This window comes from Streptococcus sp. CCH8-H5, assembly GCF_001556505.1.
GTDB lineage: Bacteria > Bacillota > Bacilli > Lactobacillales > Streptococcaceae > Streptococcus.
On the sequence record NZ_LSIZ01000107.1, the window covers coordinates 107,126 to 133,657 of the forward strand.

Below are 26,532 nucleotides of genomic sequence, written 5' to 3' on the forward strand. Positions count from 1 at the left end.
AATGGAAAAACAAATTTCTACGTAGAATGGAATGCGAAAAAGTGATAATTAAAGAGACGAAAAAGCTGAGAATATGATTTCCCAGCTTTTTTGAATGCGATAGAAATAGCAACTAGACTATTTACGAAAGGCCTCAATAATGTAGGTGAAGCCAGTAACTAAAAATGAAAAGGCAATGACATAAACGACAAAGACACCTGTAGCCACTGGATTGAACAGAATCACTAGACCTAGTAAAAATTCAAGCAAGGCTACCCACATGATATTGCTACCAATAATAGGGAAAATCAATCTTAGACGATTGCCTTTAAAGAAAGCAATAATGGCTTCTACAATTAACCAAATTCCTACAATGGTCGGAATGACGACCGGCAGGGTCACAAAGCCATAAGCAACGAGGTAAAGAGCTAAGAGAAGACTAACAAATCCTTGGAAAAGATAAACAGGTGAGCGAAGCTCTTTTGGTGCAGAGAAATAGCCTAAAATAGCTGCTATAGAAGAAACCAGTAAACCAAATGAAATCCACCAGCTGTAAGCAACAAGATTAGCTACTGGGTTTGTAAATAGGAAAAGTCCTAAAAGGACAAAAACAACTCCTGCAAGGAATAGCAGTAAACGATTAGAAAATTTCATTTCAATACCCCCTATATAGTATAGTTTCTAATAAAACTATTGTACTTATTTTTATAGAAAATATCAATAAAATAAATAAACAATTTGGAAGTTTCAGTCTGACTTACAAAAAGAAAAGGAGTTTTCACTCCTTTTCACAGATTGAAGACAAAGTCCTTATAAAAGTGTCTTCTAAAGATTTTAACTTCAATCTGAAGCGAGGTTATCCTCGCTTTTTCTATTTATCAAACAATTCCTTATTTTCAATTAAGAGTTCTAGTGGAGATTTATCCCTTGCTTCAATAAAACCAGGTTCATATTGGTTATGAAGTGTTCTTTTCTGAGAAGTTGGATCAATATACAACTCATCTCCATCTTCTGTGTATAGTTGGTTGCCTCTTGTTAAGTAAAGTAAATCCTCTAAGTACTGTCCATCAGTTTCTAGAAAATCTTCGATGTATTTGACAGCTTTTAAAATCTCACTTACTTTATCAGAGTATTCATTAGATTCAAGAACACTCTTTTCTAACTCAATCTCTTTACTAGTTCCAAATAGTTGGGTTGGAGTTGCATTAAAATATTCTGCTATCTTATCCAAATTTGCAAAGGTAGGATAGCTTTTTTGTTTTTCGTAATCAGAGATGGACTGTTTACCGATTCCTAAATCTTCCGCAAGTTGAGTTTGACTTACTCCTTTTTCTATGCGTAGTCGTGCCAAATTGGGTCCAAAATTTTGAATAATAAAGGTCATGATAAACTCCTATGTTGTATTTTAAACTTATTCTATCACCTATAAACTTACAAATCAAGTTTTTAGTTGACTACTCAAAATATTTTTTATAAAATATATTTATAACTTACAAATAAGTTATAAACGATACAAATAACTCATATGTTTAGGAATAGTGAGTGAGGAGGAATTTGAGGACGAGACTATGACTATGACTATGACTGATGACTATTCGAAGCCTTGGAGCTAGAAATTGTGTGGACAAGGGCAAGGGACGAGCCTGACGGGAAGTCAGGCGAAGTCCTGCAGGCTGCCGTCCAGACAATTTCTAGCCAAGCAAAAGCTGGCTATTCTAACAGCCAGCAAAAAGGTACACTTAGGACAACGTCCAAAGAACGACGGAACGATCAAACGTTGATTTGACGGTGTTTCTGAGGCCTAAAAAATCTAAAAGAAGGGGGGACAATTTTGTTGGTTTCTATACAAGATTTAAGAAGCATTCAAGAACGATGTGAAATAGGAGAATTAGTACAGAGGTTAGATGTCAGTATTGATAGATTAACGGTTATCTGGGATACAGACACTGGTTCCCTAAGACGAATTTTCAAAAATCTGAAACAGGCAATAAGTACAAGAGTTGACTCATTTGAAATACATGATAACGTGCGAGATGATGTCTTTACTTTAGCTAAGGATTTTAATGAGTATGATTCAATCAATATTATATTTTTCCAATTATCCACTTATGGAGGTGAACAATTGATTCGAATTGATTTCAATCCTAATACTTTAAAAGAATTTGATGGAATGAAAGTTTGGAGGCAATTAATGTACTTTGCCAGATTGAATTCATTGACGGTACGTTTGTCTCGTTTTGATTTGGCATTTGACATTTTCAACAGGCCTGAAATCGTTAATTTGCAACATATTAAAGGTGGTGTTACCCATAAGGTCTTCTATGGTCGAGGGGGCGAATTAGAGACGAAATATTGGGGTTCTAGCGGTAGTAATGTACAAGTTAGGTTATATGATAAGAACAAAGAAATCATTGCTCACAAGCGCGAAGAGAAGCTAGATTTGGGTGTAAATCCGTTTTGGTGGAGATTGGAGTTCCAACTCAGAACCAAAGCGATTGGTGAGGAGATGGTCCAAGATATTATGAATCGACTTGATAATTTCGGATTTTATAAGCTAGATCATATTCGAGTGGAGCAAAGAGCATTTACAATTATCTTTCTCAACAATCCTGAACTGTTGTCATTGGCTTTTCCAAATTTAAAATCAGATAGCATCAAAAAGAAAAAAACAAGAGTCCGCAAACTATTGAGAGAAGAAACGAACCAATTTGCGGAAGAATTAAAAGAAGTATTAATACAGAATCTCCCTAAATTAAATACAGAATTACAACTGCTTGTAGGCGAGTTTCTGAATTTAGAAAATAAATAAGGAGGATAACTATGGATCATAATTTAATTAGTAACAAAGAATTAATTGAAATGGGCTATCGCCCTCACACTGCAAATGATATTATCCATCAGGCAAGAGAATTACTTGTATCACGAGGTTATACATTTTATAATCGTAAACGTTTGATGGTTGTTCCAAAAAGTGTTGTAAATGAGATTCTAGGAACAGAGGTGGCGTAATATGGCAAGTGTTCGTTATCGAAAGCGAGGAGATAGTAACTTATGGACCTATGAAATTCGTAACGAAGGAAAAACTGTTGCTCATAATAGCGGTTTTAAAACAAAAAAACTTGCAGAGTCAGAAGCTGAGCCGATTCTGCAAGAACTTCGTTTAGGGAAAAGAATTTCTAGAGATATTTCTCTTGTCGATCTCTATCAAGAATGGCTTGAACTAAAAATTCTACCGAGTAGTAGGTCGGAAGAGACAAAGAAAAAATATCTTCTCCGTAAAAACACAATTGAAAGATTATTTGGAAATAAAAAAGTCACTCAAATTCGTGCGAGTGAATACCAAAGAATAATGAATAAGTATGGTCAAACAGTTGGTAGAAATTTTCTTGGTAGATTGAATACTGGAATTCATCAGAGCATCCAAATGGCAATTGCTGACAAAGTTCTAATAGATGATTTTACACAACATGTCGAGTTGTTTTCATCCAAAGAACAACAGATGACAGAAGAGAAATATTTACATACAGAAAAGGACTATCTGGATTTACTTTTAGCAGTAAAGAGAAAATTCGATTACCAACGTTCAATTGTTCCTTATATCGTCTATTTTCTATTAAAAACAGGCATGAGGTTTGGAGAGTTAGTAGCGTTAACTTGGAATGAGGTTGATTTTGACAGAGGATTGTTAAAAACATACAGGAGGTATAATACTCTCTCTCATAAGTTTGTTCCACCAAAAAATAAAACGTCTATTCGGATGGTTCCAATAGACGAAGAGTGTATCAAAATTTTGCGCCTTTTACAAACGGAGCAAGAAAGATCAAACATGGAGTTAGGAATCAAAAATCGATATCGAATGATCTTTCAACATTTTGGATATATTCATTCAGTTCCAGATATTGCAAGCGTCAATAAAGCTTTGAGTGTTCTCTTAAATGAGTTGGACATTTATCCAATTATCACGACAAAAGGAGCACGTCACACCTATGGAAGCTACCTCTGGCACAAAGGTTTTGACCTTGGAGTTATTGCAAAAATTCTAGGACATAGAGATATTTCAATGTTAGTAGAAGTATATGGACACACTTTAGAAGAGAAAATTTTTGAGGAATTTAATCAAATCAGAGATATCTGGAGAGATTGCTCATAAAAAAATGTGGGGCAAATGATGGGGCAAATGCTCTTAAGACAAGCAAAAAAGCCTTGGTTATCAAGGCTTTTACTGTTGAAGTTTGATGCCCCCTACAGGGCTCGAACCTGTGACCCATGGATTAAGAGTCCACTGCTCTACCAACTGAGCTAAGGAGGCTGGATGCTGTATTGGTACCGATGATCCACGGTTTGTATTGAACCCGCGACGTAAAAAAGCAGGTGGGCGACTCGCTACTAACTTCAGTTGCTTCTGGGTGAGCCAGCCTGCACACTGTTAATAGACCTCTGTCTCCCGATAATACAAAAATTAGTCGGTCAACACTTATATGTGGATTCGTATACCACAGCAATTTCTATGTTTTTATAATACCACTTTTGAAAATTATTGCAAGAGGAAAAATCAAATTTTTTGCAATCGTTTTCGTTGATTCCTCTCGTATTACCTAGATAACTTATCAATCCGTTCTTTATTAGCTCCAAGAGCTCTTTCATATTTCCCGGTTTCATTGGGTTGGAAATAATTCACACCTCTTAATTTATCTGGAAGGTATTGTTGCTTGACCCACTTTTCGGGATAAGCATGGGGATACTTGTAATCTTGTGCATTGCCCAGTTCCTTGCTTCCAGCATAGTGTCCATCTCTCAAATGACGAGGAATCGGTAAATTTCCTGATTTTCTAAGGTCTGCCAAGGCAGCATCCATAGCCATATAAGCCGAATTCGACTTAGGAGATAAAGCTAAGTCAACAACTACATTGGCTATCAAAATACGCGCCTCTGGGAAACCTACTTTCTGTGCAGCTTCCAAAGCTGTAACAGTGTGAACTTGCGCATCAGGATTAGCTAAACCAATATCCTCGTATGCAATCACAGTCAAGCGCCGCGCTAGACTAGGGAGATCTCCTGCTTCAACCAAACGCGCTGCATAATGAAGACTGGCATTAACATCAGAGCCTCGAATAGATTTTTGCAAAGCAGAGAGCACATCATAGTGTCCATCACCGTCTTTATCCATGGTGATATAGCTACGTTGTAAACTATTTTCCACTGTATCTAAAGTAATATGGCGAAGCCCATCTTCTGAAGCTGGCGTCGACATGACAGCTAGATCCAACGAATTATAAGCTGAACGTAAATCACCATTAGTAGCCGTAGCAATAAAATCTAGAGCATCATCATCTAACTGGACATCAAAGTCAAAACCACGCTCCTTGTCCTCTAAAACACCTAGGATAGCTTCCTTAATATCCTCGTTAGAGAGTGGTTCCAACTCAAATATTTGTACACGACTACGGATGGCTGGTGTTACAGAAAAAAACGGATTCTCCGTTGTAGCCCCAATCATGATAATATTACCATTCTCTAAGAGTGGTAATAAAAAGTCTTGTTTAGCTTTATCTAAACGATGAATCTCATCTAGGAGCAGAACTAAGCCACCTGAAAATTTAGCCTCTTCCGCAATTTCCTGCAGGCGTTTCTTGCTATCAACTGTAGCATTAAAGGTTCTAAAAGCAAATTTTGTTGTTCCTGCAATAGCACTAGCTATTGAGGTCTTCCCGATTCCTGGTGGCCCGTAGAGAATCATTGACGATAGCATATTCGCTTCTACCATACGGCGAATAATTTTACCTTCACCAACCAGATGCTTCTGACCAATCACCTCTGAAATTGTACGTGGACGCATGCGTAGAGCAAGATTATCTGGCATCTTCTCTCCTTTTTTAACTGATTTTTTCTTATTATAATAAGCATATACTATTTTGTTACAAAAAGAAATCATAAATAGTTCTTGTCAAACCTAAATTCTTATGATAGAATGTTTTGGTATGTGGTGCTAGCACATCCGTAATAAATTCTACCTAGGAGGAAAACACGAAATGGCTAAAGTATGTTACTTTACAGGACGTAAAACTGTTTCTGGAAACAACCGTTCACACGCTATGAACAAAACTAAACGTGCCGTTAAACCTAACCTTCAAAAAGTTACTATCCTTGTTGATGGTAAACCTAAAAAAGTTTGGGCTTCAGCTCGTGCGCTTAAATCTGGTAAAGTTGAACGCGTTTAATCTTATTGGATATTAAGAGAGATGACTTTAGTCGTCTCTTTTTTTATTCATCGTCTTTCCCTTTTGGGTATACTTATGTTATAATAAAGAACTAACAGATAATTCTTATAGAAAGAAGGTGTCAGTATGGGATTTACAGATGAAACTGTTCGTTTCAACCTAGACGACGGTAGCAAAGATGAAATCAGTAATACTTTGACAAATGTCTACCGTTCGTTGGCTGAGAAAGGTTATAATCCTATCAACCAAATCGTCGGTTATGTTCTGAGCGGTGACCCTGCTTATGTTCCGCGTTATAATGACGCCCGTAACCAGATTCGTAAATACGAACGTGATGAAATCGTTGAAGAACTCGTTCGCTATTATCTTAAAGGAAATGGAATTGACCTCTAATGCGAGTAATGGGACTTGATGTTGGCTCAAAAACAGTAGGAGTTGCGATTAGTGACCCCCTCGGTTTTACGGCCCAAGGCGTTGAAATTATCAAAATTGACGAGGAGGCTGAAGAGTTTGGTTTCGACCGACTAGGCGAGCTCGTTAAAGAATATAAGGTAGAAAAATTTGTTGTTGGTCTTCCTAAAAACATGAATAACACTGAAGGACCACGTGTTGAGGCAAGCAAAGCCTATGGTGACAAAATCAAGGAAATCTTTGGAATTCCTGTAGATTACCAAGACGAGCGCTTGACAACTGTTCAAGCCGAGCGTATGTTAGTTGAACAAGCAGATGTCAGCCGTGGAAAACGTAAAAAAGTTATTGATAAATTAGCTGCCCAACTTATTCTACAAAACTACCTCGATCGAATGTTTTAAGAAAGTGTAATAGAGACCTAATAGTCAAGTGACAATCTAGTAAACTGACAAGCAAATATACTAGATTTTCCTCACTATTCAGCGCTCTCTTCAAAAAGGAGAACAATATGTCACACAATCACGACCACAACCATGATCATGAAGTCATCACTTTAGTAGACGAACAAGGAAATGAAACACTTTTTGAAATCTTGTTGACTATTGATGGACGCGAAGAATTTGGTAAAAACTATGTTCTTTTAGTACCAGCTGGTGCTGAAGAAGATGCTAATGGAGAAATCGAAATACAAGCATACTCATTCACTGAAAATGAAGACGGTACTGAAGGCGACCTTCAACCAATCCCTGAAGATTCAGATGCTGAATGGGATATGATCGAAGAAGTTTTCAATAGCTTTATCGACGAAAACTAAAAATATTCAATGCCATAGGCAAAGAAATGGCTTGTTAAAAGAGATTGGGATATTGTATCTCAGTCTCTTTTTAGATATTTTTTATTAAATGTAAGAAATTAGAGGAAAATTGACTAAATGGTATTATCTGATATACTTTAAATAAGACAATTAGGAGGCAAGACCCTTCTATTTATAACTTTCCAAATATCAACAAAGGAGTTTAATTGTGAGTCCATACAACGAAGACAATACTGTAGATTCAAGTGGCTACCAAGGTTATCATCGAAGCCACCATCGATCTCATACACAAGATAGTCAATCCGAAAAGATTGAAGTGACAATTCAAGGACATACCGAAGAATCAGATTCTTCTCAAATAGAGAAAAAAACTAAGATCTCACTTCCATGGAAGCATAAAGGTCATATCCTGATTTTCAGTTTGATCTTAAGTATTTTTAGTATAGCAGTTCCCTGCTTTACAGACTTTGCCAATAATATACAGTCTCAAAACCTTTATATTGCAAAAATGTTTGCCAATGGTAGCTTACCTTACTCTGACTTTTTTGCGACAGGTGGATTCTTTTATTACCTCCTGGTTTCTCTGGCTTTCCGTTTAGGATCAACGCTTTGGCTAATTCCTATACAATTCCTCGCCTACTATCTTTCTGGTAGTTACCTTTACAAGACTGTCATGCACATGACAAGTAAGAAGGAAATTGCCACTCTAATTAGTATTATTTTCTATGTCACTAATGGAACACTTGGTTTTGGTGGGCTTTACCCTATCCAATTTGCTATGCCTTTTGTCCTAGGTGCAATCTTCTTCTTAACTCGTTACTTTGCGGGTCATAGTCGTGACGAAGCCTTTATTCTTTACGGCTTTGCTGGTACTGCGGGAGCTCTTTTTGAAGCTCGAACTCTTATTTTCTGGATATTGTCACTTGTGACAATCTTCGTTTACAACCTTGTCAACAAGCACTTTGCTCGTGGTTTTTATCAAGTTCTTTGTATTGTTTTTGGTAATATTCTAGTATTGTATCTATGTCTTTACTTTATCCTTAATTTACAAATTACATCGGACTATATTAACCAAGTTTTGGTTTACAACTTTACACAACTCGCTGTAGAAAAAAATGACTTTCTACTTACACTAGCCTATCAAAGCTTTGCTGTTTTAGGCTCTGGGTTACTTATTGGTGCACTTACTACAAGCAACCACCTTCTTGGCGAGGCTAAAGATAAGAGCATCAAGTGGGTACTGCTCCTTAGTTTTATCTTTACAGTGGTTTACAGCTTATTCTCTCAAAGCTTTGGACTTTACAGTATGCTCAATATCGTACCTTATGGTCTAGTCTTAACAGCACTTTCTTTAGATGATGCTATTAAAAAGAGAGCAGAGCGAACTTCTCACCGACGTCGTAATGGTAACCAGATTCACACACTTAAAGTTTTTGGTATCTTCCTTAGTCGTAATTACTTCTTACCTATTGCAGTCTTTGCATTCGCTTTTGCGATGCCAATCATTATGTTCCTATTTAATTTAGGGAATAATACTGAGCGTAGTACTGTTGCAAATTACCTCGCTAAAAATACCAAAAAAGATGAAACTATCTACGTTTACGATTCCTCAGCAAAAATTTATTTGGAAAGCGGTCGTAAAGCAGCCTCACAATTTGTTCTTCCAGAACTTAACACAGCTAAATCTAGTCATCAGAAAGCTCTCTCAGATACTATTATCCAAGATTCAGCACAATATATCGTTGTCCAACAGGATACACAACTACCTTCTGATGTTAAATCTACACTTTCAAAAAACTATAAAAAAGCCCCTGTAAAAGGCGTTGAACGATACACTGTTTACGTCCTAAAATAGGTCAAAAAATCAATATATAGTGGTTGAGATAAAAATATACCACAATATATTGATTTTTTTTTGCCTAGTGCTATAATTAGTAACGAGGTGATTTTTAGATGATTACATTAGAAAAAGAAAAGGTTACAATCAACCCTGATATCAAAGTCATCAAACGTGATGGTCGTATGGTTGTCTTTGATTCAAGTAAAATATATGAAGCTATTCTCAAAGCGAGTGAAGCTATTACACCTATCACACCCTTAATTGAAGCAAAATTGGAGGGAATTGCCAACCGTATTGTTGCTGAAATTAATGACCGCTTCACTCAAAATATCAAAATATATGAAATCCAAAGCATAGTAGAGCACGAGTTACTCGAAGCTAACGAATATGCTATTGCTCAAGAATATATCAACTATCGTACCCAACGTGATTTTGAGCGTTCTCAGGCTACTGACATCAATTTCACCATCAGTAAACTTGTTAATAAAGATCAAGCTGTTGTTCATGAAAATGCTAATAAAGATAGCGACCTTTACAATACACAACGTGATTTAACCGCAGGAATTGTCGGAAAGTCTGTAGGACTTAAGATGCTTCCGCCACACGTGGCAAATGCTCATCAAAAAGGAGATATCCATTTCCACGATTTAGACTACAGCCCCTACACACCTATGACCAACTGTTGTTTGATTGACTTCAAAGGCATGTTGGCAAATGGTTTTAAAATTGGTAACGCTGAAGTTGAAAGTCCTAAATCCATTCAAACTGCAACAGCACAAATTTCACAAATCATCGCAAATGTTGCCTCTAGTCAATATGGTGGCTGTACTGCAGACCGTATCGATGAATTTTTAGCTCCTTACGCAGAACTTAACTACAAAAAACACTTAGATGATGCTAAAGAGTGGGTGGCTGAAGAAAAACGTGAAGATTATGCACGCGCTAAAACTCGTAAAGATATCTACGATGCTATGCAATCTCTTGAATATGAGATTAATACGCTTTTCACTTCAAATGGACAGACTCCCTTTACCTCTCTAGGTTTCGGTTTGGGAACAAGCTGGTTTGAGCGTGAAATCCAAAAGGCTATCCTACAAGTTCGTATTTTAGGACTTGGCTCCGAACACCGTACAGCTATTTTCCCTAAACTGATTTTTACCTTAAAACGTGGACTTAACTTAGAGCCTAGCTCACCTAACTACGATATTAAGCAACTAGCTCTTGAATGTGCAACAAAGCGTATGTACCCGGATGTCCTATCATATGACAAAGTCATTGAATTGACGGGTTCCTTCAAGGCTCCTATGGGATGTCGTTCCTTCCTACAGGGGTGGAAGGATGAAAATGGTGTTGAAGTTAATTCTGGACGAATGAATCTGGGGGTTGTAACCCTTAATCTTCCTCGAATTGCCCTAGAATCTAAGGGAGACCAAGATAAATTTTGGGAAATTTTTGAAGAAAGAATGGGAATTGCCAAAGATGCACTCGTCTATCGAGTTGAACGTGTCAAAGAAGCTACACCTGCTAATGCGCCTATACTTTATCAGTATGGGGCCTTTGGCCAACGTCTAGGTAAATTCGACAATGTAGATCAACTCTTCAAACATCGCCGTGCAACCGTATCACTTGGTTATATTGGGCTTTATGAAGTAGCATCTGTTTTTTATGGTAGTGACTGGGAGACAAATCTAGAAGCCAAGGCATTTACTTTAAATATCGTAAAAGCTATGAAAAATGCTTGTGAAGGTTGGTCTGACGAATATGATTATCATTTCTCTGTTTATTCAACACCATCAGAAAGTTTGACTGATCGCTTCTGTCGTTTGGATACCGAAAAATTCGGTGTCGTGACTGATATCACAGATAAAGAATATTACACCAACTCTTTCCACTACGATGTTCGTAAAAATCCAACACCATTTGAAAAATTAGAATTCGAAAAAGCTTACCCAGAAGCTGGCGCAACTGGTGGATTCATCCATTATTGTGAATATCCAGTCCTCCAGCAAAACCCTAAAGCACTCGAAGCTGTCTGGGACTTTGCTTATGACCGTGTCGGTTATCTTGGAACGAATACTCCAATAGATAAATGCTACAAGTGTGACTTTGAAGGGGACTTCACCCCAACAGAACGTGGATTCATGTGTCCTAACTGTGGCAACACAGATCCTAAAACAGTTGATGTTGTCAAACGTACTTGCGGTTATCTAGGAAATCCACAGGCACGCCCAATGGTTAAAGGACGCCACAAAGAAATCTCAGCTCGAGTCAAACACATGAACGGTTCAACCATAAAATATGAAGGTAAACACCTTTAATACGACCTAGAATACATTATAATAAACTAGAAGCAGCTGGATGATACCTTCCAACTGCTTTGCTTATTTCATTTTTAGAAAGGAATATTATGGGAAAATATCAATTAGATTATAAAGGTATGCAACAAGTGGAACGTTACCACGAAAAAAATGCAACCGTCAAAAATGATAAAAAAGCACGTGTCCAAGCCCTTTTGAAAAAAGCTGGAAAGAAGAAGTAATATGATTTTACGCCGTCCAAGTCAAACAGATAAAGAAGCTATCTTAGAGATGATGGCTGAATTTGAAAGGGAGCAAGCTGCTCATGATGGTGGATTTTGGAACGCCTACAATTTTGTTTATGAAGAGTGGCTAGAAGAAAATCTTCAAGCGGAAGCGGGACTCAATATTCCTGAAAACTGGGTTCCTGCTATCCAGCTAGTTAGTTTTGACGAAGCAGGCCAGGCTCTTGGCTTTCTCAACCTTCGTCTCCGATTAAATGACTACTTACTAGAAAAAGGGGGCCATATCGGCTACTCTATCCGTCCATCCGAACGAGGAAAGGGTTATGCGAAAGAATCTCTCCGTCAAGGCTTACAAATAGCTAAAGAAAAGAATATTCATCGTGTTCTGGTCACTTGTAGTATCAAGAATCCTGCTAGCCGAGCTGTTATATTAGCCAACGGTGGTCAGTTGGAGGACATTCGCCATGAAACTGAGCGCTATTGGATAGATTTGGAGTAGAATCATGACATGGAATACACCAAAACCACAGGAATGGAAGTCTGAAGAGCTTAGCCTAGGACGCATTATTGACTACAAAGCTTTTAATTTCGTTGATGGTGAAGGCGTACGTAACTCCCTTTACGTCTCTGGTTGCATGTTTCATTGCGAGGGATGCTATAACGCTGCCACTTGGTCCTTTAAGGCAGGAATTCCCTATACTAAAGAACTTGAAGAACAAATCATGAGGGATCTAGCTCAACCTTACGTACAAGGTCTCACGCTACTTGGTGGTGAACCCTTCCTAAACACAGGAATTCTCATTCCCTTAGTCAAACGCATTCGTAAGGAACTCCCGGAAAAAGATATCTGGTCTTGGACTGGGTATACTTGGGAGGAGTTGATGCTTGAAACCCCTGATAAACTAGAACTTCTTCAACTCGTTGATATTCTCGTTGACGGCCGCTTTGACATCACTAAAAAGAATCTTATGCTCCAGTTTCGAGGATCATCTAATCAACGTATTATTGATGTCAAAAAATCTCTTGATCAAGGAGCAGTCGTTATTTGGGACAAACTAAATGACGGTCAAACTAACTATGAACAAGTTGATCGTAAAGATATGCTATAAGAAAAAGTCTGAGTTGATAACTCAGACTTTTTTAGACGATTTTAACAAAAACTAGCTCATTGTTAGAGGATAAATCCTCACGATAGTTAAAATCATCAAAAGACAATTTTCGTAAAGCATTAATCGTTTGACAATTCTCCTCCATAACAGCTGTCAAAAAAGCCCCTCTTGCCTTTTTGGAGATCGTAGAGTGAGTCTTAAGAACCCCATTGCGGTCTTCCATAAAGCTAACCGTGAATAACTGCTTACGAAGAGTTGGACTAAAAACATCCTCAAATTCACTTGAAAGTAAAGAAACAACTGGAGCTTGACTCTCCTCTAGAAATTGGTCATATTCAGCACGCCAATAGTTTTTTAAGGACTGACCATTAACCTTGATCTTCGTATGAAAATCATGACGATGTTCTTGAATCGGATAAAAAGCGGGAATAATCCCATAAAAGGAAGATGTGATGAATACTTGTTGGCCTAAGAAATCTTTTTCATATGTGGATAAGTCACTACGTTTGATGTGACGATACATCAGTCCATTAAAAAGCTCGACAGCCGGATAGTTCTTCGCTTCTCCAGACAAAATCGCAGCCCAGCGCTGCTTCTCTTTCTCAGCCTGCTCAGGCTTTATTTTATAAGCTGTGGACAATTCATCTGTGGATAATTTTGCCATTTCAGTTAGGATAGCCGCACTCTTTTCAGATAATTTTTGAGACGGAACTTCCTTACTGGCCTTCATTTCTTTTGCGGTTGGAATTAAAAATCTAATCATACTGATATTGTAAAGTCAAGCAAGCATTTCGTCAAGAATTCTATCCAACAAAAAAGAAGCTAACGTTCGTCAACTTTCTTTTTTTGTTAGTCATCTAAATCAACAAAACGACCTAGAATATGTACATTTTCTGCAATGGAGACAAAAGCTTTAGGGTCTGCTTTTCTCATATAATGCTTGAAGTCAGTATACTCTTCACGCGTAATAATCGCCAATAATACGGCTTTCTTTTCGTGATTATATGTTCCTTCCGCATCATTAATCAACGTTACTCCACGGTGGAGTTTCTTCTGGATCATTCGTACAACTGGATCTGGATTACTTGTAACAATCATAGCCTGCATTTTCTTTTGTTTAGTGAAAATCGCATCCGTTACTCGACTAGAAACAAAAATCGTAACCATTGAATAGAGAGCGTATTTCCAACCAAAAAGAATGCCCGCAAAAACCATGATAATCCCATTGACAATCAAGGAGATATTACCAACATCACGGCCTGTTTTCTTACGAATAGTGAGGCTAACGATATCCGTCCCTCCGCTAGAGATACGAGATTTTAAACCGAAACCAATCCCTGTTCCCATGACCAAACCACCAAAGATAGCATTGATCAAAGGATCCTCTGTCAAGGTTACATGTGGCATCACCTGAATAAAAAGGGAACTCATCGTTACTGTAATGAAGGTAAAGATAGTAAATTTATGGCCAATCTTATACCAAGCCAAAATCAAGAGAGGGATATTAATCGCGTAGAAAGTCAATGATACTGGTATCTCAAAGCCCAAAGTTCTAACACTCAATGCCGATAAAACCTGTGCCAAACCTGTCGCTCCACTGGAGTAAACATGTCCAGGTTGAAAAAAGAAATTAACGGCGATTGACGATAAGAGCCCATAAAGTAAAGACGCTGAGACTTTTTCAGTATACTTTTCACGGGAAATACTACGAACAGCCTGCAAAACGCCCATTCTCTTCGCAGACTTTTTCGCTACAAATTTAACATGTTTATGAAGAGGTGCTTTATTCATTTTCTAAATCTACATGAAGGGCAAGTTCTTCCAACTGTTTATCAGCCACAAGACTTGGAGCCTGAGTCATAGGATCTGATGCTTTATTATTTTTAGGGAAGGCAATCACTTCACGGATATTATCTTTACCTGCAAGAAGCATAACAAAACGGTCAAGACCGATAGCCAAACCACCATGTGGTGGGAAACCATAGTCCATAGCTTCAAGAAGGAATCCAAATTGCTCGTAGGCTGATTCTTCAGAGAAGCCAAGGGCTTTCAACATACGTTCCTGTAGGTCTTTATGATTGATACGTAGACTACCCCCACCAAGCTCATAACCATTCAAGACAATATCATAAGCCACAGCACGAACCTTGGAAAGATCACCTTCAAGCTCTGCTACAGAATCTTCTGTTGGCAAAGTAAATGGGTGGTGAGCAGACATATAGCGTCCTTCTTCTTCAGACCACTCAAACATTGGCCAATCGACAACCCAAAGGAAGTTGAACTTAGTATTGTCAATCATGTCAAGTTCTTTAGCAATCTGATTACGCAAAGCACCAAGTGTGTTATTAGCGATTTCAAGAGTATCTGCTACAAAAAGAACTAGATCATTCTCTTCAAGGTGTAAAGCATCTGTCAACTTTTCTTCAATACTTGTCAAGAATTTAGCAACTGGACCAGCTAGAGCTCCGTCAGTCATCTTAACCCAAGCAAGACCTTTAGCGCCAAATTGTTTGGCAAACTCTGTCAACTTGTCAATGCTTTTACGTGAGTATTTGTCTGCATTTCCTTTGACAACAATTGCCTTAACAGCTGGTGCCTCAGCAAACACTTTGAAGTCTACCCCCTTGACAACCTCTGTCAAGTCTTGTAAAAGCATGTCAAAGCGTGTATCTGGCTTGTCAGAACCATAGTTATTCATGGCATCATCATAAGACATACGTGGAAATGGTAGTGTAACTTCAATACCTTTAGTTTCTTTCATGACTTTAGCAATCAACCCTTCAGTAATATCTTGGATTTCTTGCTCATTAAGGAATGAGGTTTCCAAGTCAACTTGTGTAAACTCAGGTTGACGATCTCCACGCAAATCTTCATCACGGAAACACTTAACAATTTGATAATAACGGTCAAAACCAGCATTCATTAATAATTGTTTAGTGATTTGGGGACTTTGCGGAAGAGCATAAAAGTGGCCTTGGCTAACACGGCTTGGAACCAAGTAATCACGAGCACCTTCTGGTGTAGATTTTGTCAACATTGGTGTTTCAACATCGATAAATTCCAAGTCATCAAGATAATTACGGATGGCGTGAGTTACCTTTGCACGGAGCTTAAAGTTTTCCAACATCTCTGGACGACGAAGATCCAAGTAGCGGTAACGCATACGTGTATCATCACTAGCCTCAACACCATCTTTGATTTCAAATGGTGTTGTTTTGGCAGTATTAAGGATTTTAAGGTCTTCAACTTTAAGTTCGACAGCACCTGTAGGCAAGTTATCATTAGCTTGTTCACGCGCTTCAACAGTTCCTGTTACTTCAATAACAAATTCGCTACGCAAGCTCTCAGCTGTTTCAACCACAGTTGCATCCGCATTCTCAGGGTTAACAACCAACTGCATCAAACCTTCACGGTCACGAAGATCGATGAAAATCAAACCTCCAAGGTTACGACGGCGAGATACCCAACCTTTCAAAGTAATAGTAGTTCCGATGTGTTCACTACGAACACGTCCGGCATACATAGAACGTTCCATAAATACACTTCTTTCGTTAATTTTTTAGTCTTAACTATTATAGCAAAAAGCCCATCAAAACCCCACCCATTTCAGGTTAGAATTTTAATAGACTTTCTTTTTTATCAAACTATTTGCCAAATTGTTTCAACAAATCACTAGTATCCACGTAATCTTCAGCAAACTCTTCAAAATCTTCAAAACGATAATCAGCTGTTTCTAAGTCAAGTAAACTATTCCAGCGGAAACCGTAAACATCTTCAATGATAACACTAAGTTCATCAGTTTCCTCGTCTACCTGCCATCCCAAATAACGTTCCTGAGTTTCAAAACTCAAGACTACATCTTGACAATCTTGACGCCAAACTTGACCAAGTAATTGCTGACACATCGCATGATCACTTGCAGGCTCATCATTAAACCAAGTAATGTCATGTTTATCAAGAAAGGCAATCAACTGCCAAAACTGTTGTTGGAAACGAATGGGCATACTGCGATCAAAAGCCAAACTGAACTTTTCACTCCGTTTGAGCATATCAACTATACTAACCATATGCCCCCTACTTTTCTAACTGTTCGAGGACTGCTGCAAAGTTTTTAGTTAGCTCTTCGAAACTTACAGTAACTTCCTCACGAGTAGCATTATTTTTGACATTGACCTGACCTGACTCCACTTCACTCTCACCTAATGTGATAACCGTCTTGGCCTTGAAGGTATCTGCTGACTTAAATTGCGCCTTAATCTTACGTCCAAGGTAATCACGTTCAGCCTTAAATCCTTGATAGCGGATAGCTTGAACTAACTCAAGAGCTTTGCCATTGGCACCTGAACCAAGTACTGCAATGTAAACATCCAGACTTTCTTCCACCGGAAGCTCAATACCTTGTTTATCAAGAACCAAAAGTAAGCGTTCTAAACCAAGTCCAAAACCAAAACCAGCTGTTTCTGGACCACCGAAGTATTCAACCAAACTATCATAACGACCACCTGCACAGATTGTCAATTCAGACTTATCAATAGTGGTAATAAATTCAAAAATCGTGTGATTATAGTAATCAAGACCACGTACCATATTAGTATCAATCACGTAAGGAATGTTAAGACTATCGAGCATGGTACGTACTTCGTCAAAGTGCGCTTGACTTTCTTCATCTAAATAATCAAGGATAGAGGGAGCATTTTCAACTGCAACCTTATCTTCTTTTTCTTTTGAATCGAGTACTCGCAAAGGATTTTCATCCAAACGGCGTTGACTATCTTTTGACAAACTTTCACGCATCGGTGTCAAGTAGTCAATCAAGGCCTGACGATAAGCCAGACGACTCTCAGTATTTCCAAGGCTATTCAAATGAAGGGTAACATCCTTAATGCCAAGCGTATTAAAGAGTTGGTAGGCCATAGCAATGGTTTCAACATCTGTTGCAGGATTTTTTGATCCAAAGCACTCTACACCTAGTTGGTGGAACTCGCGCAAGCGTCCTGCTTGAGGACGTTCATAACGGAACATTGATCCAATATAATAAACTTTAACAGGTTTTTGGACCTCTGGCGCAAAGAGTTTGTTTTCTACATAAGAGCGTACAACCGGTGCTGTTCCTTCTGGACGAAGTGTAATATGACGGTCTCCCTTATCATGAAAATCATACATTTCCTTAGTAACGATGTCAGTTGTATCACCTACTGAACGTGAAATGACCTCGTAATGTTCAAACATAGGTGTACGAATTTCACCATAATTGTATTTCTTAAATGTTTCACGTGCAACATTTTCTACGTACTGCCATTTGGCACTATCCGCAGGTAAAATATCCTGCGTTCCCTTAGGTTTTTGAAGTTTCATAATGATGATACAGGCCTCAGATAGACCTGCCCTCCTTTTCCGTTATTACAGATATAATCACTCTATTCTATCATAATTTATATAGCTTTTGGGAAATGGTGGAGGATTTTTCAACGTAAGAAAGAAACAGACCTCTCGGCCTGCCACAATCATTAATCTTCCTTATAAAGAATGAAGGTCACAATGAAAGATACCACAACAGAAATTACAAGACCTGCAATAGCTGTGTAAAAATATTTAAGTGTATCTTCACCGATATACGCTGCAATCGTCAAGATACCCGGGGAACCACCCGCAAAATTTCTCGCACCTAAAATACCAAAGAAGAAGCTACCTACTCCCCCTGCAACAATAAATCCTATAAGGGCTGCTTTATTTTGCAAAGTTACCCCATAAAGAGCCGGTTCCGTAATCCCACAAATCGCAGTAATCCCAGCAGATGAAGCTAGAGCTTTTTTATTGGTATCCTTAGTTTTTAAAGCAATAGCAAGAGCTGCTCCACCCTGAGCCACATTTGAAGCCAAAGCACCTGGACCTAAAATCAAAAGTGTTACGATTGCAGTGATCAAGGTCGTAATCATAGGCACCAAGAAAAATTTAACAGCCTTTGGTGAAATTTTAATTGCAAAGTGCTCCACGTAACTCATAAACCAAACTGCCAAAATAACAGGAATAACCGTTGATGAGTAAGAAGTTAATGTAAGGGGAATACTAAAGAAATAGACGCCATGACCTGATTCCTTGGCAGTTGTCACAATCTGCGTAAAAGTTGGGTGTAATAAAATAGCACCAATCAACATCCCCAATTGAGCGGTTGTCTTAAACTATCGAGCTGCTGAAGCACCTAAAAATACAGGTAAAAAATAAAATCCAGCATCACCAATAAAATTAAGAACTTGATCGTTAACATCATCTACAGCTGCTACCTTAAAGACAACCAAAAGAGACAAAACGGCTTTGGTCATCCCTGCTGCTGTAATTACCGGTAAGATTGGTGTGAAAATCCCAGAAATAAGGGCTAAAAAGCTTTGAAGAGGAGTTCTGTCTTGTTTTTCCGATGATTCCTTAGACACTTCATCTAGGTCTAATAAGCCTTCTAAAGCACGGTATACATTTGGTACATCACTCCCAACAACAACTTGATACTGGCCACCACTCTTAGCCAAACTCACAATACCTTAGATAGTTTGAACAACTTTATCATCAGCTTTAGAATCATCTGCTAAGGTAAAACATAAACGTTTAGCACAGTTTACAAGATTCTGAACTTTCTCCTTTCCTCCTACAGCATCTAAAATCTTCTGTCCTGTCTCTTTATAGTTCATGACACTTCCTTTCTATACTCATAAAAATAGAGAACAAGCTGAGCCTGTCCTCTACATTTTTCTATTATGACCAAACTTTATCAGTAATTGTTTTAATCAATTGTAATTTATTCCACTCGTCTTGCTCAGTCAAGATATTGCCTTCTTCAGTTGATGCAAAACCACATTGAGTTGATATACCAAGGTTCTTAAGTGGTACAAGCTCAGCCGCTTCATGGATACGAGCGATGGCAGCATCTACATCTTCCAAAGCTGGATCCTTAGAAGTAATCACACCAAGCACCAATTCAACATGATCACGGTTATTCCAAATCGTTGGAAGTGGTGCGAAGCTACCTGAACGCGCATCATCGTATTCCAAGAAGAAGATATCATAATTCAATTTCCCAAGATATTTAGCTACTGAATCATAGCCACCTTCAAAAAGATAAGTTGATTTAAAGTTTCCACGACAAATATGAGTAGCCAAAGTCAAATCTTCTGGAAGACCTTCCAAGACTTTATTGATAGTGTATACATCATCCTCAGCAATTTTTGCCAACTCAGCTGTTTTCTCAGGATTATTTTTTTCATTCTCAAACTGTTGAATCAAATAACCCCAAGTCGTATCATCCAACTGTACATAACGTGCACCCAAATCGTAGAAATGTTGGATGGTATCATGGTAAGCTTTTGCCAAATCATCAAGAAAATCTGTCCATGAATCATAGTAATCTGCATAAAGATCACTACGGTGGTCACGGTTAATGATGAGTGATGGACTTGGAATAGTTACTTTTGGAGTAATTCCTTCAGGAGTCACTGATTTAAGATATTCAAAGTCACGATAGAAAGGATGATTAGGATTTTCGGCAATTTTACCATTGATACGAACGTTGGTAGTACGTGTCTTAGCTCCATGGAATTTATATGAATCTTCTTGTTGGTAAGCTTCAAAACCAGTTAGGTTCCATAGGAAATCAAGGTGCCACCAAGAACGACCAAATTCACCATCAGAAACTACTTGAAGACCATTTTCTACCTCATGATGAACCAATTCCTTAACCAATTCATCTTGTACTTTCAACAATTCTTCTTGCGAAATCTCACCATTGGCAAATTTTTCACGTGCTTCTTTTAAAGCTTGTGGACGAAGGTAAGAACCAACATGATCAAAATGATAATGAACTTTACTCATAGTTATTTACTCCTTTTTATGCTTTCACTTAATGTAATAATAAGCCTATTCTAGCACTTGCTGTTATAGCTGTGAAATATGTATTTGTTATCTCATGATATAGTTTTTAACTATATCATTTCTTGGAAAGTTTTTTGTCAAGTAACTTTACTTTACAAAAAAGATATGTTATTCTGTTATAGTTGATTTAAAATCAAGAACATAAATATTAATTCGGAGGAAATAAAGAAATGGCAGTACCTGCACGTCACACTTCAAAAGCGAAGAAAAACAAACGTCGTACACACTACAAATTGACTGCTCCATCAGTACAATTTGACGAAACAACTGGAGATTACTCACGTTCACACCGTGTATCACTTAAAGGATACTACAAAGGACGTAAAATCGCTAAAGCTAACGCAGCTAAATAATAGAAGGGAGATACCATGCGCGTAAATATTACACTTGAACACAAAGAATCTGGTGAACGCTTGTACCTTACTTCAAAAAACAAACGTAACACTCCAGACCGTCTTCAATTGAAAAAATACTCACCAAAATTGCGTAAACACGTAATCTTTACTGAAGTTAAGTAGACATTCAGTACACGTCAGCTGGTGTGAAAAACCTTGATTTTAAGCGATTATTGAAATTTTAAATTTCAATAGATTGCGATAAAAATCAGCCGAATGACTACATTTTTGACTACATTTTTTGTGAAATAAATACAAAATTTCGGATATATAATAAAAGCTCTCTAATAAATTGATTAGAGGGCTTTTATTGTCTTGTTTTCTAGCATCTGTTCCCTGTCGACATTACTATTAATAATTCTATAATCAAAAACACCAAAAATCTCCTCTAAACTGTTCTTTATCTCTTTATGGACATAATCACTTAATGGAGTATTTTTACTAATATTTCTTGAGAATAAAAGATTTGAGAAAGCACTCTCATGAGTAGAAATATCTTTAGGAACTCTATTTAACAAATTGTAACTTCGTATTATTTCATCATATACTCCTTCATAATTCTTAAACGAATCACTATGAGATACTTCAACTAAATTTTTATCTCCTGAATATGCTACGTGATAATATCCTATCCACGGATTACTTTCATCATCTTTGTAAGTGATAAGTAATTTGTACGGCATATCTTGAAACTTTGAAAAACATCTATAAATTTTAGGAAAGTTATATTTCACCATTTCCAGATAACTCACTTCAGCGAAATTAAAAAATGTTTCAACTATTTCTATTTTTCTTTTCGTAGAATATAAGTTCATTGTTAAGCCATTTGATTCTGAATATTCTCTATCACGACCAGGTATGATAGAACTCCTATAATCCACACCAGAGTGTAGTAGAATAGATAGCAATTTATTTAAACTAAACAACTCTACTCCTTCCGATGTTGTATAGCTTAAAACTTCCGGACAATCTTCAAGGGCTTCATCTATCCTTTTTCTAACCTCTTTACTCATCAAAGAAATTTCATCAATATCTTTAAGCCAAGATAACCTATCTATGGTTTCTTTTAAAAGTTCACATAAAATATAGTTACTTGCTGGTAATGATTGTTTTTCTAATATATCTTGCAAATTAGTTTTAATAAGCTCTACTGCAATTTTTCGCCCACTATCCCCTATAAATCCTGATAACTCCAAGTTTATATAATGCGTAACCATCCCAGTGGTTTTTAAAAATATTGTAGCTTGATATTCTTGACTCAGTAGATTAGAGCTAACAACTTTTACATCTGGGACACTTTTATCCACGATATCAAACCAATAATAAAGACTATTTTCTACTATACTTCCAGTAATCCCGATTTTAGAATCCACTTGATTTTCTGTTATAAATGGTTCAAACTGCTCAGATATAGGATGAAAATAATTCTCTACTATAAATGAATAAGTTTTATGAATTTCTGATAAAATTCGTTCCACATGATTCTCTATGGAAAAATCAGTTATTCCATTATTTCTCAACAAATCATTTTTAGAATTAACACATTCAATATAGAGAGGTAGGTTATGCTGTAGAACAAAATCTAAAAAATTGTCCTGTTCATTAATAGTAGAAAATAATCCTGAGATAAAAACGACTACCTCTTGCCATTCTTCATTATAGATAAGCTTCTCAAGAAGTTCAGTATCGGATGAAATCATCAGGTTATTTGTAATATAGTATGCCGCAGTAAACTCCCTAAATAGTTTATGAGAAAAAGTAATTCTATCTGAAGTATCAAAAATTCCAAAATTTATGAAATAATCAATTAGATTTCTTTTATTAGGTGTAGAAACTGGATAAGCACTTATTATTTTATCTACTTCGCTATATGTAAAACTAGATTGATTAAAATTCTCATAAGAAAATTTGCCAAAAAGATTTAATGTTTCATGTAGGGACAATTCTGAATAACTATTTTTGTATCGATAATTCTTTTCAAAATACTCTGTAAAAATTTGGGTTCTATTGAGCAACTCCTTATTTTGTCTATCAACCAAAATAGTTTTACCAATTTTATACAGTAAGGGATTTCTAAATAACTCAAGATATGATGGAGGAAGATTACTATACCATCCAAGTCTAATTAAATCTCTTTGAATTATACTATCAACTAGGTTCGTTAGTCGGAAGCTCTTATCTTCTCCGAGTTCATGCTTATATCGATTATTTCGTGTTGTGAAAAAGAAAAAATTTTGATTATATTGTGTCATTAATTGATTTGCTTCAGAAAAAAATTTCAATCTCTTTTTCTCATCAATAATATCATCAATGCCGTCGAAGAACATTGCCAATTTATTATTAACAAATAGTTGATTAATAGCTTCTTTAGAATTTCCTTCACAGAAAGGGGCCATTTTCGACTGAATAATATCGAATAATGTTACTAAACCATCCTCATACTCTATTAATGGAACATAAACAGGAATTAGTTGATAATCAGAATATTTTGCACATAATTGATTTATAAGCTTAAAGGTTTCAAAAGTTTTTCCAAATCCTGCTTCTCCAATTAATACAACTTTATGATGTTGTAAAAGGATATCTAATGAATCTCTCTCTTTACCCCCTTCTGTATCTTGAAATAGATAACGTTCAAAATAGTCGGACTGAACAAAAGAATCACCTGATGTTGTTAATAGGGTTTCAATATAGGAGCGTGTTCTAAAATTTCCACTTACAATCTGTTTTAATAATGAATTATTATCATCCACTATTTCTGTTAAGTACTGCAACTGCCTTTCTATACCATCAACAATTTCCTTAATAGTCCGACATAGTACCTGTGATTCCGAGGTGCTTATTTTATTAAGTTGTTTAAATATGATTTCAAAATATTTTTGAATAATCTGCTTTAACTCAATATTATATAATATATACTTAGGGTGTTTTTCAACAAACAAATTCATGTAAAAATCTACTGATTGATTTATTGTTTTCGATTGTAAAACATCTTGGTTAAGAAAATTTTTTATTATTTTTTCAAGAACATTCTGTTCAATTAAAAATCTATCAAAATCTAGATAATATTCCCTGTCTCCATATTGTTTTAATATTAACACTTCAACTTCGTTCTTTAGCCCTTTTATAACGAATCTTAATTTTATTTTACCTATAAGTCCATTAAAGTAATTTCCTAGTTGCTCTACTAATAGATTTTCCATTAATGATAAAATAACTACCATATACGAAATCCTTTCATATTTGAATTATAACATAAGGATAGAATTCTCTTCTCGTTTAATTCATATTTAAAATGTCATCTAGATTACATTCAAGTACATCACATAATTTTTCTCATTGTTCCATTCAGTACAAGATATTTTCTTGATTTGTGGTTAAAAGAAGGTTGAGAGTTCGACTAGCTACATTAGGAGATTTCTAAACTGAGAAATTTGGACATACAAAAGACTCTAGCTTAAATGCTAGAATCTTTTTTTATAGTCAATGGTGGTAAATTGTTTTCAAGTAATATTTGATTACAATCCTCCACAGTATAGTCGGAAGAACTCAAAATCATAAGATTATAGAGCATATCTTCATCCGTAGATAATGAGCGCAAACTTCTACCAGCCCGCTTTAATAATTCATCACTCAGTTGAAAATGAAGTGACATGGCTATACATAACGCTACAACAGTTTGAACAGATGGTTCTTTGATGTGATTGTTTTGAAGTTTAGAAATATATTCTACAGATAATAGGGATAAGTTCGATAGAGACTGATTGGTCAATTTTCGATACTTCCTTAGATAATTTAACGCACTACCAAAATCATACGGTAATTCCCTTAAGGCTTGACTCAACTCCGAACTTAATTCACTTAGTAACCGTGCTCTAGACTCTATGTCTAAATTCCTATCATTAGCTGGATACTTGAAAGATGGAGTGATACTCAGTTCAGCTGAATTATTCAAAACATTGATAAATGTTACTCTTGAATAGCTTTGATTATGATTTATTTTTTCAAAAACAAGACAACACTCATCCATATGTGTTCGAGCATAGTAGGTCATCTTAGGAATATCATCTTCAGATAAAACTACATATTTTGGTTCGTTTAAACAAATATGAGAGTCAATATAGATTAGCCCACCTTCTGTTAATCTATTTTTAACGGATTGATGTTCTAAAAGTAATTTTGACAAATCCTTTAGCCCTATTGAAAATGTTTGGTCAACTCCTAGAAAACCTTTTTGCCAAGAATGAGCTGGAACATAGCGACCATCAACATAATTAAATGCTCCTCTAGCCTCTTCTATCCCGAATTCTGCCAAGCGTTTTTGAGCTGCTATAATAGTCACCCCAAAATAATTCGCTGTGGCTTTAATTAAATCTTCAATGATATCAATCATTGAGTTCACAGGTTTATTTTCTTTTAATTCAGCATACTTAGCTTTGACAAACTGCTGGGTCATCACTTTAGGCATCATGAGTTTAGGGGCAAGGCTATGTACTTGCCATTCCATCCAATCTTTCTCATCAGCTTCCTCAGTTGTTGAAATTTGGGTTACGCTGTCAGCAGAGCCCTTCTCTAGTTCTACTGAATATCTGTGTAAAATCCAATGTAAGCACTCATGAATAATAGTATTATTAACTGTCCCTGATGGTCTTATTTTTTCCAAATTACCATCGATAACAATTGTCCCCTCGGATATTCCTCTCTCTGTGTCGTCCTCAAAATAAATCCTTCCAAAAATGGAGGTGTCAGGGTTAATTTCTACAAATTCAACTCTGAGCCCCAACGTTTGAGCTAATGCATAAGGATTGATTTGCATGGGTGATTGAAGAGATTCTGGGTAATATAATGCTAGAATTGCTTCTGCGGTTTTGTCTAACTCATTTTTCCATAAAAAAGGTACTAGTTTATCTGTAAAAGGATGTTCAAAAAGGCTTAGTTCACCTTTCTTATATGGGGTGACTTTATGAATTTGAAAACCATGAAGCCCATCTTCTACACGTGCCGTACAAGAAACACGTAACCATCGATTTTTCTTTTGACTAGATGATGTTTTATAAAGCTCAAACCACACAACATCCGCATATATGTTTAAGATTACGTCAATATCAATTAAATCATCATCTCTATTTCCCGCATAAACATATTTAATCTCACTGAACTCAACATAAATTGACCCTGATACTCCATTCCTTAAAAGCCCCAAACTAAGTGCGTTTTGTACAAAGTAATCAGTCCCTGCTATAGACACCTCATCAAAGTAATGCTCTTTTACATAATTTGTAATTGAAGCCATATATCCTCCTAGGT

Annotated in this window: 29 protein-coding genes, 1 tRNA gene and 1 other RNA gene; 15 read left to right on the forward strand and 16 right to left on the reverse strand. The window is 36.6% G+C overall.

Features of this window, described 5'->3' with window-relative positions; all coding sequences use genetic code 11:
- Window positions 1–117 precede the first annotated feature (117 nt).
- Both AX663_RS06885 and AX663_RS06890 read right to left on the reverse strand, forming a co-directional pair.
- Window positions 118–633, reverse strand: coding sequence for an HdeD family acid-resistance protein (locus AX663_RS06885; protein ID WP_003004261.1), 516 nt, complete (start codon window positions 631–633; stop codon window positions 118–120).
- A 217-nt stretch (window positions 634–850) separates the two neighbouring features.
- Window positions 851–1,363 carry a helix-turn-helix domain-containing protein gene (locus AX663_RS06890; protein WP_003013606.1) on the reverse strand — a complete coding sequence of 171 codons (513 nt, stop codon included), beginning with the start codon at window positions 1,361–1,363 and terminating at the stop codon, window positions 851–853.
- 219 nt (window positions 1,364–1,582) lie between these two features.
- Here AX663_RS06890 and AX663_RS11055 point away from each other — a divergent pair, with 219 nt between their 5' ends.
- The 4 genes from AX663_RS11055 to AX663_RS06910 are packed head-to-tail and all read left to right on the forward strand — an operon-like array spanning window position 1,583 to window position 4,129.
- A complete protein-coding gene (locus tag AX663_RS11055; protein ID WP_041826713.1) occupies window positions 1,583–1,765 on the forward strand; it encodes a hypothetical protein in 183 nt (60 codons plus the stop codon).
- A gap of 45 nt (window positions 1,766–1,810) precedes the next feature.
- Window positions 1,811–2,788, forward strand: a complete 978-nt coding sequence (locus AX663_RS06900) for a replication initiation protein (protein WP_048770534.1) — start codon at window positions 1,811–1,813, stop codon at window positions 2,786–2,788.
- 11 nt (window positions 2,789–2,799) lie between these two features.
- Complete coding sequence (locus AX663_RS06905; RefSeq protein WP_002903611.1) at window positions 2,800–2,988, forward strand: DUF3173 domain-containing protein; 189 nt, start codon at window positions 2,800–2,802, stop codon at window positions 2,986–2,988.
- A 1-nt stretch (window position 2,989) separates the two neighbouring features.
- Window positions 2,990–4,129: a site-specific integrase gene (locus AX663_RS06910; RefSeq protein ID WP_060973088.1), complete on the forward strand. Its 1,140-nt coding sequence runs from the start codon at window positions 2,990–2,992 to the stop codon at window positions 4,127–4,129.
- A gap of 86 nt (window positions 4,130–4,215) precedes the next feature.
- On the opposite strand, the gene AX663_RS06915 is transcribed toward AX663_RS06910, so the two are convergent.
- The 3 genes from AX663_RS06915 to AX663_RS06925 form a co-directional block, all read right to left on the reverse strand.
- Window positions 4,216–4,288, reverse strand: a tRNA-Lys gene (locus AX663_RS06915).
- Window positions 4,289–4,484: non-coding RNA, 6S RNA (ssrS, locus tag AX663_RS06920), on the reverse strand. It abuts the tRNA gene before it with no gap.
- A gap of 86 nt (window positions 4,485–4,570) precedes the next feature.
- Entirely contained in the window at window positions 4,571–5,839 is a 1,269-nt protein-coding gene (locus AX663_RS06925) for a replication-associated recombination protein A (protein ID WP_037598551.1), read from the reverse strand.
- 169 nt (window positions 5,840–6,008) lie between these two features.
- On the opposite strand from AX663_RS06925, the gene rpmB reads away from it, so the two are divergent.
- The 9 genes from rpmB to nrdG all read left to right on the forward strand — a co-directional run bounded on the left by rpmB (window position 6,009) and on the right by nrdG (window position 12,913).
- Complete coding sequence (rpmB, locus tag AX663_RS06930; protein WP_002885786.1) at window positions 6,009–6,197, forward strand: 50S ribosomal protein L28; 189 nt, start codon at window positions 6,009–6,011, stop codon at window positions 6,195–6,197.
- Between the two features lie 126 nt (window positions 6,198–6,323).
- The gene (locus AX663_RS06935) at window positions 6,324–6,590 is read left to right on the forward strand and encodes an IreB family regulatory phosphoprotein (protein ID WP_002885737.1); all 267 of its coding nucleotides are present in this window, start codon (window positions 6,324–6,326) and stop codon (window positions 6,588–6,590) included.
- Window positions 6,590–7,009 carry a Holliday junction resolvase RuvX gene (ruvX, locus tag AX663_RS06940; RefSeq protein ID WP_002887078.1) on the forward strand — a complete coding sequence of 140 codons (420 nt, stop codon included), beginning with the start codon at window positions 6,590–6,592 and terminating at the stop codon, window positions 7,007–7,009. The genes AX663_RS06935 and ruvX overlap by 1 nt, the downstream gene beginning before the upstream one ends.
- A gap of 107 nt (window positions 7,010–7,116) precedes the next feature.
- A complete protein-coding gene (locus AX663_RS06945) occupies window positions 7,117–7,422 on the forward strand; it encodes a DUF1292 domain-containing protein (protein WP_002887079.1) in 306 nt (101 codons plus the stop codon).
- Between the two features lie 208 nt (window positions 7,423–7,630).
- Window positions 7,631–9,277 carry a hypothetical protein gene (locus tag AX663_RS06950; protein ID WP_060973089.1) on the forward strand — a complete coding sequence of 549 codons (1,647 nt, stop codon included), beginning with the start codon at window positions 7,631–7,633 and terminating at the stop codon, window positions 9,275–9,277.
- 98 nt (window positions 9,278–9,375) lie between these two features.
- Complete coding sequence (gene nrdD, locus AX663_RS06955) at window positions 9,376–11,580, forward strand: anaerobic ribonucleoside-triphosphate reductase (protein WP_060973090.1); 2,205 nt, start codon at window positions 9,376–9,378, stop codon at window positions 11,578–11,580.
- Between the two features lie 89 nt (window positions 11,581–11,669).
- Window positions 11,670–11,801, forward strand: a complete 132-nt coding sequence (locus AX663_RS11010) for a hypothetical protein (RefSeq protein ID WP_002885877.1) — start codon at window positions 11,670–11,672, stop codon at window positions 11,799–11,801.
- A gap of 1 nt (window position 11,802) precedes the next feature.
- A complete protein-coding gene (locus tag AX663_RS06960; protein ID WP_060973091.1) occupies window positions 11,803–12,303 on the forward strand; it encodes a GNAT family N-acetyltransferase in 501 nt (166 codons plus the stop codon).
- 4 nt (window positions 12,304–12,307) lie between these two features.
- Window positions 12,308–12,913 (forward strand): anaerobic ribonucleoside-triphosphate reductase activating protein, encoded by a 606-nt coding sequence (gene nrdG / locus AX663_RS06965; RefSeq protein ID WP_060973092.1) that lies wholly within the window; start codon window positions 12,308–12,310, stop codon window positions 12,911–12,913.
- A gap of 31 nt (window positions 12,914–12,944) precedes the next feature.
- Here nrdG and yaaA read toward each other — a convergent pair whose 3' ends face one another.
- The 9 genes from yaaA to AX663_RS07010 all read right to left on the reverse strand — a co-directional run bounded on the left by yaaA (window position 12,945) and on the right by AX663_RS07010 (window position 20,770).
- Entirely contained in the window at window positions 12,945–13,676 is a 732-nt protein-coding gene (gene yaaA / locus AX663_RS06970) for a peroxide stress protein YaaA (RefSeq protein WP_060973093.1), read from the reverse strand.
- An 86-nt stretch (window positions 13,677–13,762) separates the two neighbouring features.
- A complete protein-coding gene (locus tag AX663_RS06975; protein WP_002892117.1) occupies window positions 13,763–14,704 on the reverse strand; it encodes a YitT family protein in 942 nt (313 codons plus the stop codon).
- Window positions 14,697–16,448 carry an aspartate--tRNA ligase gene (aspS, locus tag AX663_RS06980; protein WP_060973094.1) on the reverse strand — a complete coding sequence of 584 codons (1,752 nt, stop codon included), beginning with the start codon at window positions 16,446–16,448 and terminating at the stop codon, window positions 14,697–14,699. The genes AX663_RS06975 and aspS overlap by 8 nt, the downstream gene beginning before the upstream one ends.
- Window positions 16,449–16,557: 109 nt before the next feature.
- A complete protein-coding gene (locus AX663_RS06985) occupies window positions 16,558–16,980 on the reverse strand; it encodes a hypothetical protein (RefSeq protein WP_002885776.1) in 423 nt (140 codons plus the stop codon).
- A 7-nt stretch (window positions 16,981–16,987) separates the two neighbouring features.
- On the reverse strand, window positions 16,988–18,268 hold the full coding sequence (gene hisS, locus AX663_RS06990) for a histidine--tRNA ligase (protein WP_002887092.1): 1,281 nt from the start codon (window positions 18,266–18,268) through the stop codon (window positions 16,988–16,990).
- 152 nt (window positions 18,269–18,420) lie between these two features.
- Window positions 18,421–19,068, reverse strand: a complete 648-nt coding sequence (locus AX663_RS10945; protein WP_060973095.1) for a PTS transporter subunit EIIC — start codon at window positions 19,066–19,068, stop codon at window positions 18,421–18,423.
- Between the two features lie 24 nt (window positions 19,069–19,092).
- Complete coding sequence (locus AX663_RS10950; RefSeq protein WP_060973096.1) at window positions 19,093–19,440, reverse strand: hypothetical protein; 348 nt, start codon at window positions 19,438–19,440, stop codon at window positions 19,093–19,095.
- A gap of 6 nt (window positions 19,441–19,446) precedes the next feature.
- On the reverse strand, window positions 19,447–19,593 hold the full coding sequence (locus AX663_RS10955; RefSeq protein ID WP_002892127.1) for a PTS transporter subunit EIIB: 147 nt from the start codon (window positions 19,591–19,593) through the stop codon (window positions 19,447–19,449).
- A gap of 64 nt (window positions 19,594–19,657) precedes the next feature.
- Window positions 19,658–20,770 carry a vitamin B12 independent methionine synthase gene (locus tag AX663_RS07010; protein ID WP_060973097.1) on the reverse strand — a complete coding sequence of 371 codons (1,113 nt, stop codon included), beginning with the start codon at window positions 20,768–20,770 and terminating at the stop codon, window positions 19,658–19,660.
- A gap of 230 nt (window positions 20,771–21,000) precedes the next feature.
- On the opposite strand from AX663_RS07010, the gene rpmF reads away from it, so the two are divergent.
- Window positions 21,001–21,183, forward strand: a complete 183-nt coding sequence (rpmF, locus tag AX663_RS07015) for a 50S ribosomal protein L32 (RefSeq protein WP_002885630.1) — start codon at window positions 21,001–21,003, stop codon at window positions 21,181–21,183.
- A 15-nt stretch (window positions 21,184–21,198) separates the two neighbouring features.
- Entirely contained in the window at window positions 21,199–21,348 is a 150-nt protein-coding gene (gene rpmG / locus AX663_RS07020; protein WP_002262412.1) for a 50S ribosomal protein L33, read from the forward strand.
- A 173-nt stretch (window positions 21,349–21,521) separates the two neighbouring features.
- On the opposite strand, the gene AX663_RS07025 is transcribed toward rpmG, so the two are convergent.
- Complete coding sequence (locus tag AX663_RS07025; protein WP_231724218.1) at window positions 21,522–24,449, reverse strand: NACHT domain-containing protein; 2,928 nt, start codon at window positions 24,447–24,449, stop codon at window positions 21,522–21,524.
- A gap of 233 nt (window positions 24,450–24,682) precedes the next feature.
- Window positions 24,683–26,518: an ImmA/IrrE family metallo-endopeptidase gene (locus AX663_RS07030; RefSeq protein ID WP_060973098.1), complete on the reverse strand. Its 1,836-nt coding sequence runs from the start codon at window positions 26,516–26,518 to the stop codon at window positions 24,683–24,685.
- Window positions 26,519–26,532: the final 14 nt, after the last annotated feature.

What these genes read in the sequence shown, in the direction of transcription:
- AX663_RS06885 (WP_003004261.1), bottom strand. Translation starts at nt 633, where the DNA reads ATGAAATTTTCTAATCGTTTACTGCTATTCCTTGCAGGAGTTGTTTTT.
- AX663_RS06890 (WP_003013606.1), bottom strand. Translation starts at nt 1,363, where the DNA reads ATGACCTTTATTATTCAAAATTTTGGACCCAATTTGGCACGACTACGC.
- AX663_RS06905 (WP_002903611.1), top strand. Translation starts at nt 2,800, where the DNA reads ATGGATCATAATTTAATTAGTAACAAAGAATTAATTGAAATGGGCTAT.
- AX663_RS06910 (WP_060973088.1), top strand. Translation starts at nt 2,990, where the DNA reads ATGGCAAGTGTTCGTTATCGAAAGCGAGGAGATAGTAACTTATGGACC.
- AX663_RS06925 (WP_037598551.1), bottom strand. Translation starts at nt 5,839, where the DNA reads ATGCCAGATAATCTTGCTCTACGCATGCGTCCACGTACAATTTCAGAG.
- rpmB (WP_002885786.1), top strand. Translation starts at nt 6,009, where the DNA reads ATGGCTAAAGTATGTTACTTTACAGGACGTAAAACTGTTTCTGGAAAC.
- AX663_RS06935 (WP_002885737.1), top strand. Translation starts at nt 6,324, where the DNA reads ATGGGATTTACAGATGAAACTGTTCGTTTCAACCTAGACGACGGTAGC.
- ruvX (WP_002887078.1), top strand. Translation starts at nt 6,590, where the DNA reads ATGCGAGTAATGGGACTTGATGTTGGCTCAAAAACAGTAGGAGTTGCG.
- AX663_RS06945 (WP_002887079.1), top strand. Translation starts at nt 7,117, where the DNA reads ATGTCACACAATCACGACCACAACCATGATCATGAAGTCATCACTTTA.
- nrdD (WP_060973090.1), top strand. Translation starts at nt 9,376, where the DNA reads ATGATTACATTAGAAAAAGAAAAGGTTACAATCAACCCTGATATCAAA.
- AX663_RS11010 (WP_002885877.1), top strand. Translation starts at nt 11,670, where the DNA reads ATGGGAAAATATCAATTAGATTATAAAGGTATGCAACAAGTGGAACGT.
- AX663_RS06960 (WP_060973091.1), top strand. Translation starts at nt 11,803, where the DNA reads ATGATTTTACGCCGTCCAAGTCAAACAGATAAAGAAGCTATCTTAGAG.
- nrdG (WP_060973092.1), top strand. Translation starts at nt 12,308, where the DNA reads ATGACATGGAATACACCAAAACCACAGGAATGGAAGTCTGAAGAGCTT.
- yaaA (WP_060973093.1), bottom strand. Translation starts at nt 13,676, where the DNA reads ATGATTAGATTTTTAATTCCAACCGCAAAAGAAATGAAGGCCAGTAAG.
- AX663_RS06975 (WP_002892117.1), bottom strand. Translation starts at nt 14,704, where the DNA reads ATGAATAAAGCACCTCTTCATAAACATGTTAAATTTGTAGCGAAAAAG.
- aspS (WP_060973094.1), bottom strand. Translation starts at nt 16,448, where the DNA reads ATGGAACGTTCTATGTATGCCGGACGTGTTCGTAGTGAACACATCGGA.
- AX663_RS06985 (WP_002885776.1), bottom strand. Translation starts at nt 16,980, where the DNA reads ATGGTTAGTATAGTTGATATGCTCAAACGGAGTGAAAAGTTCAGTTTG.
- hisS (WP_002887092.1), bottom strand. Translation starts at nt 18,268, where the DNA reads ATGAAACTTCAAAAACCTAAGGGAACGCAGGATATTTTACCTGCGGAT.
- AX663_RS10945 (WP_060973095.1), bottom strand. Translation starts at nt 19,068, where the DNA reads ATGTTGATTGGTGCTATTTTATTACACCCAACTTTTACGCAGATTGTG.
- AX663_RS10955 (WP_002892127.1), bottom strand. Translation starts at nt 19,593, where the DNA reads ATGAACTATAAAGAGACAGGACAGAAGATTTTAGATGCTGTAGGAGGA.
- AX663_RS07010 (WP_060973097.1), bottom strand. Translation starts at nt 20,770, where the DNA reads ATGAGTAAAGTTCATTATCATTTTGATCATGTTGGTTCTTACCTTCGT.
- rpmF (WP_002885630.1), top strand. Translation starts at nt 21,001, where the DNA reads ATGGCAGTACCTGCACGTCACACTTCAAAAGCGAAGAAAAACAAACGT.
- rpmG (WP_002262412.1), top strand. Translation starts at nt 21,199, where the DNA reads ATGCGCGTAAATATTACACTTGAACACAAAGAATCTGGTGAACGCTTG.
- AX663_RS07025 (WP_231724218.1), bottom strand. Translation starts at nt 24,449, where the DNA reads ATGGTAGTTATTTTATCATTAATGGAAAATCTATTAGTAGAGCAACTA.
- AX663_RS07030 (WP_060973098.1), bottom strand. Translation starts at nt 26,518, where the DNA reads ATGGCTTCAATTACAAATTATGTAAAAGAGCATTACTTTGATGAGGTG.